Raw genomic sequence first — 12,363 nt, 5'->3', positions numbered from 1 at the left:
GCCCCACAGCAGACCCCCAGCACGAGAGGGACCCCATGGCTGACATCGAACGGGGAAACCGCCCGCTTTCCCCCCATCTTCAGATCTACCGCCCGCAGATCACGTCGGTGACGTCGATCTTTACCCGCGTGACCGGCAATGCGCTTATCGTCGGCGCGGTGCTGATCGTGTGGTGGCTGATCGCCGCCGGTGCCGGACCCGAAGCCTTCGCCCGCGCGGACTGGGTGCTGACCTCGTGGCTGGGCAATCTGGTGATGTTCGGCTCGCTCTGGGCGCTCTGGTATCATACGCTGGCAGGGATCCGTCACGTCATCTGGGACAACGGCTACGGGCTTGAACTCGAGACCGCCGAAAAGCTGGGCTGGATCGTCATTTTCGGGTCCGGTGTGCTGACCGTCCTGACCGTCCTCACCCTGTGGATCTTCTGAAGGAGGCCCGCGACATGCGCTATCTCACCGACCGAAAGCGTGCCGAAGGGCTAGGCGCGTCGAAGGCAGGCACCGAACACCACTGGTACATGAATGTCAGCGGCGTCGGTCTGACCCTTCTGATCCCGTTCTTCGTCTTCATCCTCGGGACCTCGCTGGGCGCGCCCTATGAAGAGGTCGTCGCCACCCTGTCGCAGCCGTTCCCTGCGGTGATCGTTGGTCTGACCATCGCGGCCGGCATGCTGCATTTCCGCCGCGGCGCGCAGATGATGATCGAGGACTACTGGGGCGGCATGACCCGCAAGGTCATGCTGTGGACCGTGATCTGCCTGAGCTACCTGGTGATAGCGGCGGGCCTTTACGCGATCGTCCGGATCGCGATCTGAAGCTAACGGAGAGCAGGGTTCATGGCCGCTTACGAATACGAGACGCATGACTATGACGTGGTGGTTGTGGGGGCTGGCGGCGCCGGTCTGCGCGCCACGCTGGGCATGGCCGAACAGGGCCTCCGCACCGCCTGCGTGACCAAGGTCTTCCCGACCCGGTCGCATACGGTGGCAGCCCAGGGCGGCATCGCCGCAAGCCTGGGCAACATGGGGCCCGACAACTGGCAATGGCACATGTACGACACCGTGAAGGGGTCGGACTGGCTGGGCGATACCGACGCGATGGAATACCTCGTCCGCGAGGCGCCCAAGGCGGTCTATGAACTGGAACATTACGGCGTGCCCTTCTCGCGCACCGAGGCGGGCAAGATCTATCAGCGTCCCTTCGGCGGCCATACGACCGAATTCGGCGAAGGCCCGCCGGTGCAGCGCACCTGTGCCGCGGCCGACCGCACCGGCCATGCGATCCTGCACACGCTGTACGGCCAGAGCCTCAAGGAAAAGGCCGAGTTCTTCATCGAATACTTCGCCATCGACCTTCTGATGTCCGAGGACGGGCAGTGCCAGGGGGTGCTGGCCTGGAAGCTCGATGACGGCACGCTGCATGTCTTTGCCGCCAAGATGGTGGTGCTGGCGACCGGCGGCTACGGGCGCGCCTATTTCTCGGCCACCTCGGCGCATACCTGCACCGGCGATGGCGGCGGCATGGTCGCGCGGGCCGGTCTGCCTTTGCAGGACATGGAGTTCGTGCAGTTCCACCCGACCGGCATCTACGGATCGGGCTGCCTGATCACCGAGGGCGCGCGCGGCGAGGGCGGCTATCTGACCAACGCGGAAGGCGAGCGGTTCATGGAACGCTACGCGCCGACCTACAAGGATCTGGCCTCGCGCGATGTCGTGTCGCGCTGCATGACCATCGAGATCCGCGAGGGCCGGGGTGTGGGCGCGAACAAGGACCATATCCACCTGAACCTCAGCCACCTGCCGCCCGAGACGCTCGCCGAGCGCCTGCCGGGCATTTCCGAAAGCGCCAAGATCTTCGCGGGCGTCGATGTCACCAAGGAGCCGATCCCGGTTCTGCCGACCGTGCATTACAACATGGGCGGCATTCCCACGAACTACTGGGGCGAGGTGCTGAACCCGGCCGAGGGAGATCCCGACCGCGTGGCGCCGGGCCTGATGGCGGTGGGCGAGGCGGGTTGCGCCTCGGTCCATGGCGCGAACCGGCTCGGGTCGAACTCGCTGATCGACCTCGTGGTCTTCGGCCGGGCGGCCGCGATCCGCGCGGGGCAGATCGTCGATCCCTCGACCGCGGTGCCGCTGCCGTCGAAGGCCGCGATCGACAAGGCGCTGGGCCGGATGGACGGGCTGCGTCACGCGAACGGCACGGTCACGACGGCCGAATTGCGGCTGGAAATGCAGAAGACGATGCAGGCCGATGCGGCCGTCTTCCGGACCGACAAGTCGCTGGCCGACGGTGTCGAGAAGATGACCGCGGTCGCGGGCAAGCTGGGCGACATCAAGGTGTCGGACCGGTCGATGATCTGGAACTCGGACCTGATGGAAACGCTGGAGCTGACCAACCTGATGCCGAACGCTCTCGCGACCGTCGTCGCGGCCGAGGCGCGCAAGGAAAGCCGCGGCGCCCATGCCCATGAGGACTATCCCGACCGCGACGATGCCAACTGGCGCAAGCACTCGCTGTCGCGCGTCGAGGGCGCGTCGGTCGATCTGACCTACCGGCCGGTGCATCTGGACCCGCTGACCCGCACCGAGGATGGCGGCATCGACCTGAAGAAGATCGCGCCCAAGGCGCGCGTCTACTGAGCCGGGGAATGGTCGGGCCGAGCCTTCCGCCGACGGTGCGGCCCGACGCGATCCGGCGTTCGGGGGCCAAGGCTCGGGCCCCCATGCCCCGTGTTGGCCGCCCTGCGCCCGTTGCCCGGCGCGGCGGTCCCCAGACCGAACGCCTGTGCGTCTAGCCAAGAAAGGTTGAACCCATGGTTGAACTCACGCTTCCCAAGAATTCGGTCGTGAAGACCGGCAAGACCTGGCCGAAGCCGCAGGGTGCCACCAATATCCGCACCTTCCGGATCTACCGCTGGGACCCGGATACCGGCGAGAACCCGCGGGTCGACACCTATTTCGTCGATCTCGACACCTGCGGCCCGATGATTCTCGACGCGCTGATCAAGATCAAGAACGAGATCGACCCGACCCTGACCTTCCGCCGGTCCTGCCGCGAAGGCATCTGCGGGTCCTGCGCGATGAATATCGACGGGGTCAACACGCTGGCCTGCACCCGTGGCATGGACGAGATCAAGGGCGACGTGAAGATCTACCCGCTGCCGCACATGCCTGTGGTCAAGGATCTGGTGCCGGACCTCACCCATTTCTATGCCCAGCACGCCAGCGTCATGCCCTGGCTCGAAACCAAGTCGAACACGCCTGCCAAGGAATGGCGGCAGTCGATCGAGGACCGCAAGAAGCTCGACGGGCTGTACGAGTGCATCATGTGCGCCAGCTGTTCGACCTCCTGCCCGTCCTACTGGTGGAACGGCGACAAGTATCTGGGCCCGGCAGCCCTTCTGCATGCCTATCGCTGGATCATCGACAGCCGCGACGAGGCCACTGGCGAGCGGCTGGATTCGCTGGAAGATCCGTTCAAGCTTTACCGCTGCCACACCATCATGAACTGCACCAAGACCTGTCCCAAGGGGCTGAACCCGGCCAAGGCCATCGCCTCGATCAAGAAGATGATGGTCGAGCGGACGGTCTGACGCGCGCCCGGTGCTGCGCGATGTCCTGATCTTCGGCACGGCGGCGGCAGGACTTCTTCTGATCCTGTCGCCGCCGATGCGGCGCTGGCGGTTCTGGCGGGCGATGGTGACGCCGCTTGCCTCGATCATCGGCTCGGGCTTTCTGGTGCTGGGGCCGATCCTGAACCAGAGCCTCGGCATCTGGTCCCCCGCCGCGATGGCGCTTCTGGCCCTGATCGCCTTCGGCTTCGGCGGCGCGATCCGCTACAGCATCGCCGCGGGCGCGCATGGCAGCCCGCCGGGTCGCCTCGGCGCCCTGGCCGAAACGGCGGCAGGCTGGACGCTGGCCTTTTCCTACGTCATCTCGGTCGCCTATTACCTGAATCTTCTGGGCGCCTTCGCGGTCCGCCTGACCCCCTTCGATACGCCGCTGGCCGCGCGGGCGGTGACCACGACGGTGTTCCTGCTGATCCTCACGACCGGCCTCACCAAAGGGTTCAAGGCGCTGGAGGGGCTTGAGAAATACGCGGTCAGCCTGAACCTCGCGGCGATCTGCGGGCTTCTGGTCGGGCTCGGGCTTTTCTTCGGCGAGACGGCCGCCACGACCGGCCCGGTGCTGACGCCCGCCAGCGTGAGCCCCTGGGCCGCGCTGACGCTGTTCTTCGGGCTGATCGTGACGGTTCAGGGCTTCGAGACCTCGCGCTATCTTGGCGCCGAATATGACGCCGATCTCAGGATCCGCTCGATGCGGGGCGCGCAATATGTCTCGACCGCGATCTATCTCGTCTATGTCACGCTCCTGGTGCTGTGCTTTGCGCCGGGCAAGGGCGCGCTCGACGACACCGCGATCATCGACATGACGTCGGCGGTTTCGCCGCTTCTGCCGCTGGTGCTGACGGTGGCGGCGCTGGCCGCGCAGTTCAGCGCCTCGGTCGCCGACACGACCGGCGCGGGCGGGCTGGTCGCGGAACGCTCGAAGGGCCTTATCGGCAACCGCGCGGCCTATGCGGTTCTGGTTGCGGCGGGCATCGGGCTGACCTGGACGGCGGATGTCTTCGCGATCATCTCCTATGCCTCGCGGGCCTTCGCGCTCTACTATGCGCTGGAAGCCGCGATCGCGGCGCTGGCCGCGCGCTCGGCGGGGCAGGGCGGCCGCGCTGTTGGCTTTGCCGCCCTGGGCGGGCTGGGGCTTGTCATCGCGGTGCTCGGCCGCCCGGTTGAATAAGGAGCCCCCGATGCCGACCGATCCTCTTCCCGAGCCCGCCGATGCCGCCGAGCGCCGGTCCGCCGCCCCTGTCGTCTGTTACCCGCCCGAAAGCCTGCCCGCGCCGCCCATGGCGCTATATGCGGCGCTAAGGGCCGGCATGACTCCGGTCGAACGGCTCGAGATCCCCGCCCGCGACGCCCGGGCCTTCCGCGTTCCGGCAGGCCATGTGCTGCGGATTTCCTGCATCGAGGGGCCTCAGGTCGGCGATCTGAACCTCTGGAACGCCCATGACCTGTCCGAGCGGTTCTATTCCGGCAAGACGCGCGCGCTGCACGGCACGCATGTCGGCACCGGGGACCGGCTCTGGTCGAGCTTCCCGCATCTGCGCCCGATGGCGACCGTCATCGCCGACAGCCTCGGCTGGTACGGTTTTGACGCAGATGGCGCGGGGGTCCATGACGTGATCGGCACCCGCTGCGATCCCTATACCAATGCCCGGCTTGGCGGCGCCCCCTTCCACCGTTGCTGCCATTCGAACCTGATCCGGGCGCTCGTCGCCGAAACCGGCCTCGCCCCGGCCGCGGCCGAACCCCTTGTCCATGACGTGCTGAACGTCTTCATGTGCACGGGCTTCACCCGCGACACCCACCGCTATTTCACCAAGGCCAGCCCGGTCCGCCCGGGCGACCATCTCGACCTCTTCGCCGAGATCGACCTGCTTTGTGCGCTCAGCGCCTGTCCCTGGGGCGATTGCACCGGCAACTCGACGGACCAAGCGCGCTGCCATCCGCTGGGCGCCGAGATCTTCGCCCCGGCCGCGGCTGTGCTTGATGGGGGCGCGCTCGGCGGCTGGACCCCGCCCACGCCTGCGCCCTACGACCGCTCGCATGGGCTCTGATCTTCTTCTTGGCCCAAATACCCAAGCCGCAACGCCCGCCGGTTGCCCCGACTCCGGGTCAGGAAAACGCGGCCTCCAGCGCGATCTCGACCATCTCGGCGAACCCTGTCTGGCGTTCCTCGGGCGAAAGCGCCGCCCCGGTCAGCAGATGGTCCGACACCGTCAACACCGCCAGCGCCCGCGCCCCGTGCCGTGCGGCCAGGATGTACAGCTCGGCCGCTTCCATCTCGACCGCCAGAACGCCGTGCCGGGTCAGCTCGGCGTTCAGGTCGGGACGCTCGTCATAGAAGACATCGGCCGAATAGATGCCGCCGACATGGGTCCGGGCGCCCTTGGCCAGCGCCGCCCCGTGCGCCGCCGCCAGCAGCCCGAAATCGGCGCAAGGGGCGAAATTCAGCTCGCGGAAAGTGCCGCGCGAGGGCGTCGAGAGGGTCGAGCTGGTCATCGCCAGCACGATGTCGCGCAGCGCGACCTGCTCCTGCATCGCGCCGGCCGATCCGATCCGGATCAGCGTCTTTGCGCCATGCTCGCGGATCAGCTCGTTGGCATAGATCGACAGCGAGGGCATCCCCATGCCGCTGCCATGGATCGTGACCCGGTGGCCGCGCCAGAACCCGGTAAAGCCCAGCATGCCGCGCACCCGGTTGATGCAGACCGGATCGTCCAGAAATGTCTTGGCCGCCCATTCCGCCCGCAGCGGGTCGCCGGGCAGCAGGACAGTCTCGGCGATCTCGCCGGGTTGCGCGCCGATATGAAGGCTCATGGGGGTCTCCTCAACCGCTGAGACCCCCGTTATAGCCGCTGGCTATTCGGCCGCCACCCGTTCGGGCGAGATCAGCCCGACCACGTCGAACATGATCCGGTTCAGTTCGAAATCCTTCGGCGTGTAGACCTTGGCCACGCCCATCGCGCGCAGTCGCCTTGCGTCCTCCTCGGGGATGATGCCGCCCACCACCACCGGAATATGGGTCAGATCGTGCTCTTTCATCAGCCGCATCAGGCTTTCCATCAGCGGAATATGGCTGCCCGACAGGATCGAGAGCCCGACGATGTCGACCCGCTCGGCCTTGGCCGCTTCCACGATTTCCGAAGGCGTGAGCCGGATGCCCTCGTAAGAGATGTCCATGCCGCAATCGCGGGCGCGCGCCGCGATCTGTTCGGCGCCGTTCGAATGGCCGTCGAGACCGGGCTTGCCGACCAGAAACTTCGGCCGCCGCCCGAGCCGTCCGGCCAGCGCATCGACCTCGGCCCGGATCTCGTCGAGCCCCTCGGTGCGGTTCGAGGGGCTTTTCGAGACGCCCGTGGGGCCGCGATACTGGCCGAAGACCGCGCGCATCACGTCGCCCCATTCGCCGGTCGTGGCCCCCGCCCTGGCTGCGGCAATCGACGGCGGCATGATGTTCCGGCCCGTCGCAGCCGCCTCGCGGAGCGCGGCCAGCGCTGCCTCGACCGCCGCGCTGTCGCGGCTGTCGCGCCAGGCGGCCAGCCGGGCGATCTGGTCGGCCTCGACGCTGGGATCGACCACCATGATCGCATCCTCGCCCGAGGTCAGAGGCGAAGGCTCGCCCTCGGTCCAGCGGTTCACGCCGACCACCACCGTTGCGCCGGTCTCGACCCGGCCGATGCGGTCGGAATTGCTTTCGACGAGCCGCGATTTCATGTGCTCGATCGCGGCGACCGCGCCGCCCATCGCGTCGATCTGCGCCAGTTCCGCCCGGGCATTCCGCTTCAGCTCTTCCACTTTCGCGGTGACGGCGGGGTTGCCCTCGAAGAGGTCCTCGTATTCCAGAAGGTCCGTCTCGTAGGCCAGGATCTGTTGCATCCGGATCGACCATTGCTGGTCGAAGGGGCGCGGCAGACCCAGCGCCTCGTTCCAGGCCGGAAGCTGCACGGCGCGGGCGCGGGCGGTCTTCGACAGCGTCACCGCCAGCATCTCGATCAGGATGCGGTAGACGTTGTTTTCGGGCTGCTGCTCGGTCAGGCCGAGGCTGTTGACCTGCACCCCGTAGCGGAAGCGCCGGTGCTTGGGGTCCTCGACGCCGTATCGGTCCTGGCAGATCTCGTCCCAGAGCTCGACGAAGGCGCGCATCTTGCACATCTCGGTGACGAAGCGGATGCCCGCATTCACGAAGAACGAGATCCGTCCGACCATGCCCGGGAAGTCCTCGGGCGCCACCTTCCCGCGCAGATCGTCGAGCACCGCGGTCGCGGTCGCCAGCGCATAGGACAGCTCCTGTTCCGGCGTCGCGCCCGCTTCCTGCAGATGGTAGGAACAGACGTTCATCGGGTTCCATTTCGGCAGATGCTCAAGCGTATAGGCCGCGACATCGGTGATCATCCGAAGGCTGGGCTTCGGCGGGCAGATATAGGTGCCGCGGCTCAGATATTCCTTGATCAGGTCGTTCTGCACCGTGCCCTGCAGCTTGGACACATCGGCGCCCTGTTCCTCGGCCACGGCGATATAAAGCGCCAGCAGCCAGGGCGCGGGCGCGTTGATGGTCATCGAGGTGTTCATCTGTTCCAGCGGGATGCGGTCGAACAGCGTCCGCATGTCGCCCAGATGGTCGATCGGCACGCCGACCTTGCCGACCTCGCCGCGCGCCAGTTCGTGATCGCTGTCATAGCCGGTCTGGGTCGGCAGGTCGAAGGCCACGGACAGCCCGGTCTGTCCCTTGGCGAGGTTGGCGCGGTAAAGCGCGTTCGAGGCCGCGGCGGTCGAATGGCCCGCATAGGTGCGGAAGAGCCAGGGCCGATCGCGGACCGGAGTTTGAGTGTCGTTGGGCATACGGACCTCCCTGGGCTGGTGACTGACTGCCGTGACCGTAACAATGTTGCGATACAAATGCAGATAGAAGAAAGAATCTGTCGCTGTCAATTCGCCGCGGCGCGGCATCGACGTCAATCGCGGCTTTTGCCCCGTTTTCTCCCTTCAATGGCCCAGAATCGCGGCGACGGTGTGGCACACGTTGCGATGGTATGCGGCGTGATCCTGTATCCTTGCGGAGGCGCCAATGTCAGTTCGCAGCCCTTTCTCTCCTGTGCTTGCCGTGGCCGTCGCCGCATCTGTCGCGAGTCCCGCCTTCGCGCTCGACCGCCACGTCAGGATCGTCAACAACACCGGCTTCGCGCTGGTGGAATTCTACGGATCGAACACGGGCGCCAGTAGCTGGGAAGAGGATATCCTTGGGCCGGATATCCTCTATTCGGGCCAGTCGGTGATGATCAATTTCCATGACGGGTCCGGCTATTGCCTGTTCGACTTCCGCGCCGTCTTTGAGGATGGCGACGAACTGGTCGAACCGCGCGTGAATGTCTGCGAGATCGGCACCTTCACCTACAACTAGGCCGCCGCCCCCTTTCTCTTGGACATAAAGTTTCAAGATTGGCTCACCTCGGGTTGCAATGTTTCGCGGCGGACCGTATTTCCTCGGGAATAGCGCGACTCTGCGGCGCAGCATTTCTTGAGGAGGCAGCCATGGCCCTTGATCAGAATCCCGGGATCGCGCCCTATGAGGCGCCCGAGAAGGAACTTTACGAAATCGGCGAGATGCCCCCGCTGGGCTACGTTCCGCCGAAGATGTACGCTTGGGCGATCCGGCGCGACCGCCATGGCGAGCCCGACAAGTCGTTCCAGGTCGAGGTGGTCGAAACGCCCGCCATCGACAGCCACGAGGTGCTGGTCCTGGTGATGGCGGCGGGCGTCAACTACAACGGCATCTGGGCGGGCCTCGGCATCCCCGTCTCGCCCTTCGATGGCCACAAGGCGCCCTATCACATCGCGGGTTCGGACGCCTCGGGCATCGTCTGGGCGGTCGGCTCGGCGGTGAAGACCTGGAAAGTGGGCGACGAGGTCGTGATCCACTGCAACCAGGACGACGGCGACGACGAGGAATGCAATGGCGGCGATCCGATGTTCTCGCCCAGCCAGCGGATCTGGGGCTACGAGACCCCGGACGGGTCCTTTGCCCAGTTCACCCGTGTGCAGGCGCAGCAATTGCTGGAACGGCCGCGGCACCTGACCTGGGAGGAGTCGGCCTGTTACACGCTGACCCTGGCGACCGCCTACCGGATGCTGTTCGGTCACCATCCGCATGAACTGAAACCCGGCCAGAACGTGCTGGTCTGGGGCGCCTCGGGGGGGCTCGGGTCCTTCGCGATCCAGCTGATCAACACCGCGGGCGCCAATGCCATCGGCGTGATCTCGGAGGAGTCCAAGCGCGACTTCGTCATGGATCTGGGTGCCAAGGGCGTGATCAACCGCAAGGACTTCAAGTGCTGGGGCCAGCTGCCCAAGGTCAACACGCCCGAATACAAGGAGTGGTTCGGCGAGGTCCGCAAGTTCGGCAAGGCGATCTGGGACATCACCGGCAAGGGCGTCAATGTCGACATGGTGTTCGAGCATCCCGGCGAGGCGACCTTCCCGGTCTCGACCTTCGTGGTCAAGCGCGGCGGCATGGTGGTGATCTGCGCGGGCACCAGCGGCTTCAACCTGACCATGGATGCCCGCTATGTCTGGATGCACCAGAAGCGCATCCAGGGCAGCCACTTCGCCCATCTCAAGCAGGCGGCCGCGGCGAACCGGCTGATGGTGCAGCGCCGGATCGACCCCTGCATGTCCGAGGTCTTCCCTTGGAACGAGATCCCGCAGGCGCATCTGAAGATGCTCCGTAACGAGCACAAGCCGGGCAACATGGCGGTTCTGGTGCAGGCCCCCCGCACCGGTCTGCGGACTTTCGCCGACGTTCTGGACGCGGGTCCCGCCGCTTGATTCTACCCTAAGGGTGTGGTTTATTGGAGGACACACGCATAGCGTGTGTCCTTCGCGAATCCGCCGTCTGGATGCGAATCGCTTCTCCTCCGACTGGAAATCAAGAGCTTGCATTTTCGCCCCCTCCCCATTTCTGGGGAGGGAGAATTCGCGAATTTCGGCGTTTTTTGTCCTGTGCTAGACTTATGTTAACGTTTCATTAACCACTAGGACGGGACAACGATCATGAAGCACGAGTGGCTGATCGACATTCTTGGCGACCTCAAGAACTATGCGAGAAAGAATGGGTTGACCGCTCTGTCCGAGGAGCTCCTCACCTGCCAGGCTCTGGCAGCTGTCGAGATCTCGTCCCTCGAGGCAGGCCGTGCGCGGGCTCAGGTTGGGGAAAGAGCGTCGTCTGTGACGACGTGGGGCGATGCAGATTCATGTGATGCAAGGCGGCTTAGAATCGTTCCTCGACCGGCTGCAACGGGCAACGACGCTTGAGGACCTGTATCGTGCCACCGAAGACCTGCGCGACCGCTACGGCGTCTTCCACGTCGTCTACCACTGGGTAAACAGCGTCGGCGAACGCTACGGCGCCGGCACCTACTCGACCGAATGGGTCGACCGCTATCTCGACCGCGACTACCTGATGATCGATCCGGTGATCTTCGGCTGCTACAGCCGCTTCCATCCGGTCGACTGGAAAGAGCTCGACTGGTCCACCAAAGCCTCACGAGCCTTCCTCGAAGACGCCATCGCCCACGGACTTGGCAATCAGGGAGTGTCGATCCCGTTGCATGGACCCAAGGGGCAGTTCGCGCTCTTCACCGTGAACGACAGTTGTTCAGATGTATCCTGGGACATGTTCAAGCAACTCAATCTTCGCGACCTGATCCTGATCGCCCATGACTTCAACAAGAAGGCGCTGGAATTAGAACAAGCGGCCGATCCTGCCCCGCGGGCTGCCCTGTCCCCGCGCGAACTCAGCGCCATGACCCTTCTGGCCAAGGGCATGAGCCGGGCCCAGGCCGCGCAGGAACTGTCGATCTCCGAACACACGCTGCGGGTCTATGTCGAGACCGCCCGCCACAAGCTCGGAGCCCTGAACACGACCCATGCGGTGGCCCGCGCGCTGAGTGCCGGCCTGATCGTAGTCTAGGCTTAACTATCTGTTAGGAAAAGAAATATCCCCATGACGTGGCGTTAGAGGGCGCTTGGTTAGCGCGCTGGTAACCAAGCTCTCCGTAGCCTGAGCCCATCAAGTGATCGGCAGAGGGCTACCAAACATGCTGCGTTACATCTACGGTGTCGACCTTCACAAGTTCCCGCTTCTGCGCGACACCATGTTCAGGGACCGCGCGCTTCAGTTCCACGACCGTCTCGGCTGGGCTGTCAGCGTCAATGACAGGGGCGAAGAGCGCGACCAGTATGACGCTCTGAACCCGCTTTACGTGATCTGGGAGCAACCCGACGGACGCCATGGCGGATCGATGCGGTTCCTTCCCACGACCGGGCGGACGATGGTGAACGAACACTTCCTGCATGCGACCGGCGGCGCGCGCATCGAAAGCCCGCTGATCTGGGAATGCACGCGCTTCTGTCTGGCCCCCGATGCCGACCGCGAGGTTTCGGCCGGGCTGGTGCTGGGCGCGGGCGAGGTGATGGCCCAGTTCGCGGTCGAGCATTTCGTCGCTGTCTTCGACCCGCGGATGGAACGGATCTACCGGCTGATGGGCGTCGAACCCAACGTGATCGGCACTTCGGGCCAGGGGCGCGACCGCATCGGCGTGGGCCTGTGGGAAATGCAGGAGGCCGCCTGGCCCCGCACCCTGGCGCGCCTCGGCATCGGGCGCGAGACCTCGCTGGACTGGTTCCGCGCCTCGTTCTCGGCGCCGACCCCGGTGCAACGGGAACTCGCCGTCGCCTGAACGC

Annotated in this window: 12 protein-coding genes; 10 read left to right on the top strand and 2 right to left on the bottom strand. The window is 65.4% G+C overall.

Annotated features, from left to right (window positions below; genetic code table 11):
• Positions 1 to 35 precede the first annotated feature (35 nt).
• The 6 genes from sdhC (at position 36) to EV657_RS15505 (ending at position 5,678) form a co-directional block, all read left to right on the top strand.
• Positions 36 to 428 (top strand): succinate dehydrogenase, cytochrome b556 subunit, encoded by a 393-nt coding sequence (gene sdhC / locus EV657_RS15530; RefSeq protein ID WP_075786685.1) that lies wholly within the window; start codon positions 36 to 38, stop codon positions 426 to 428.
• A gap of 14 nt (positions 429 to 442) precedes the next feature.
• Complete coding sequence (gene sdhD, locus EV657_RS15525) at positions 443 to 814, top strand: succinate dehydrogenase, hydrophobic membrane anchor protein (RefSeq protein WP_134078748.1); 372 nt, start codon at positions 443 to 445, stop codon at positions 812 to 814.
• Positions 815 to 835: 21 nt separating this feature from the next.
• A complete protein-coding gene (gene sdhA / locus EV657_RS15520) occupies positions 836 to 2,641 on the top strand; it encodes a succinate dehydrogenase flavoprotein subunit (RefSeq protein WP_113670417.1) in 1,806 nt (601 codons plus the stop codon).
• Between the two features lie 173 nt (positions 2,642 to 2,814).
• Positions 2,815 to 3,594, top strand: a complete 780-nt coding sequence (locus tag EV657_RS15515; protein WP_075786682.1) for a succinate dehydrogenase iron-sulfur subunit — start codon at positions 2,815 to 2,817, stop codon at positions 3,592 to 3,594.
• Between the two features lie 10 nt (positions 3,595 to 3,604).
• On the top strand, positions 3,605 to 4,798 hold the full coding sequence (locus EV657_RS15510) for a hypothetical protein (protein WP_134078747.1): 1,194 nt from the start codon (positions 3,605 to 3,607) through the stop codon (positions 4,796 to 4,798).
• A 10-nt stretch (positions 4,799 to 4,808) separates the two neighbouring features.
• Positions 4,809 to 5,678 carry an urea carboxylase-associated family protein gene (locus EV657_RS15505; protein WP_134078745.1) on the top strand — a complete coding sequence of 290 codons (870 nt, stop codon included), beginning with the start codon at positions 4,809 to 4,811 and terminating at the stop codon, positions 5,676 to 5,678.
• Positions 5,679 to 5,736: 58 nt separating this feature from the next.
• Here the strand turns inward: EV657_RS15505 and deoD are convergent, their stop codons facing one another.
• The gene (gene deoD / locus EV657_RS15500) at positions 5,737 to 6,441 is read right to left on the bottom strand and encodes a purine-nucleoside phosphorylase (protein ID WP_134078743.1); all 705 of its coding nucleotides are present in this window, start codon (positions 6,439 to 6,441) and stop codon (positions 5,737 to 5,739) included.
• A 42-nt stretch (positions 6,442 to 6,483) separates the two neighbouring features.
• Positions 6,484 to 8,463 carry a protein meaA gene (locus EV657_RS15495; protein ID WP_113670413.1) on the bottom strand — a complete coding sequence of 660 codons (1,980 nt, stop codon included), beginning with the start codon at positions 8,461 to 8,463 and terminating at the stop codon, positions 6,484 to 6,486.
• 226 nt (positions 8,464 to 8,689) lie between these two features.
• On the opposite strand from EV657_RS15495, the gene EV657_RS15490 reads away from it, so the two are divergent.
• From EV657_RS15490 to EV657_RS15475, 4 genes are all read left to right on the top strand, one after another.
• A complete protein-coding gene (locus tag EV657_RS15490; protein WP_075786677.1) occupies positions 8,690 to 9,022 on the top strand; it encodes a hypothetical protein in 333 nt (110 codons plus the stop codon).
• A 131-nt stretch (positions 9,023 to 9,153) separates the two neighbouring features.
• Positions 9,154 to 10,446, top strand: a complete 1,293-nt coding sequence (gene ccrA / locus EV657_RS15485; RefSeq protein WP_075786676.1) for a crotonyl-CoA carboxylase/reductase — start codon at positions 9,154 to 9,156, stop codon at positions 10,444 to 10,446.
• A gap of 430 nt (positions 10,447 to 10,876) precedes the next feature.
• Positions 10,877 to 11,590 carry a helix-turn-helix transcriptional regulator gene (locus EV657_RS15480; RefSeq protein WP_075787644.1) on the top strand — a complete coding sequence of 238 codons (714 nt, stop codon included), beginning with the start codon at positions 10,877 to 10,879 and terminating at the stop codon, positions 11,588 to 11,590.
• Between the two features lie 127 nt (positions 11,591 to 11,717).
• A complete protein-coding gene (locus tag EV657_RS15475; protein WP_113670412.1) occupies positions 11,718 to 12,359 on the top strand; it encodes an acyl-homoserine-lactone synthase in 642 nt (213 codons plus the stop codon).
• The last annotated feature ends 4 nt before the right edge of the window (positions 12,360 to 12,363 follow it).

Source organism: Rhodovulum visakhapatnamense, from assembly GCF_004365965.1.
Lineage (GTDB): Bacteria > Pseudomonadota > Alphaproteobacteria > Rhodobacterales > Rhodobacteraceae > Rhodovulum > Rhodovulum visakhapatnamense.
This window is presented reverse-complemented; position numbering and strand designations above follow the sequence as displayed.

Excerpts from the sequence above, each read along its gene's own strand:
- sdhC (WP_075786685.1), top strand. The coding sequence starts at position 36 with ATGGCTGACATCGAACGGGGAAACCGCCCGCTTTCCCCCCATCTTCAG.
- sdhD (WP_134078748.1), top strand. The coding sequence starts at position 443 with ATGCGCTATCTCACCGACCGAAAGCGTGCCGAAGGGCTAGGCGCGTCG.
- sdhA (WP_113670417.1), top strand. The coding sequence starts at position 836 with ATGGCCGCTTACGAATACGAGACGCATGACTATGACGTGGTGGTTGTG.
- EV657_RS15515 (WP_075786682.1), top strand. The coding sequence starts at position 2,815 with ATGGTTGAACTCACGCTTCCCAAGAATTCGGTCGTGAAGACCGGCAAG.
- EV657_RS15505 (WP_134078745.1), top strand. The coding sequence starts at position 4,809 with ATGCCGACCGATCCTCTTCCCGAGCCCGCCGATGCCGCCGAGCGCCGG.
- deoD (WP_134078743.1), bottom strand. The coding sequence starts at position 6,441 with ATGAGCCTTCATATCGGCGCGCAACCCGGCGAGATCGCCGAGACTGTC.
- EV657_RS15495 (WP_113670413.1), bottom strand. The coding sequence starts at position 8,463 with ATGCCCAACGACACTCAAACTCCGGTCCGCGATCGGCCCTGGCTCTTC.
- EV657_RS15490 (WP_075786677.1), top strand. The coding sequence starts at position 8,690 with ATGTCAGTTCGCAGCCCTTTCTCTCCTGTGCTTGCCGTGGCCGTCGCC.
- ccrA (WP_075786676.1), top strand. The coding sequence starts at position 9,154 with ATGGCCCTTGATCAGAATCCCGGGATCGCGCCCTATGAGGCGCCCGAG.
- EV657_RS15480 (WP_075787644.1), top strand. The coding sequence starts at position 10,877 with ATGCAAGGCGGCTTAGAATCGTTCCTCGACCGGCTGCAACGGGCAACG.
- EV657_RS15475 (WP_113670412.1), top strand. The coding sequence starts at position 11,718 with ATGCTGCGTTACATCTACGGTGTCGACCTTCACAAGTTCCCGCTTCTG.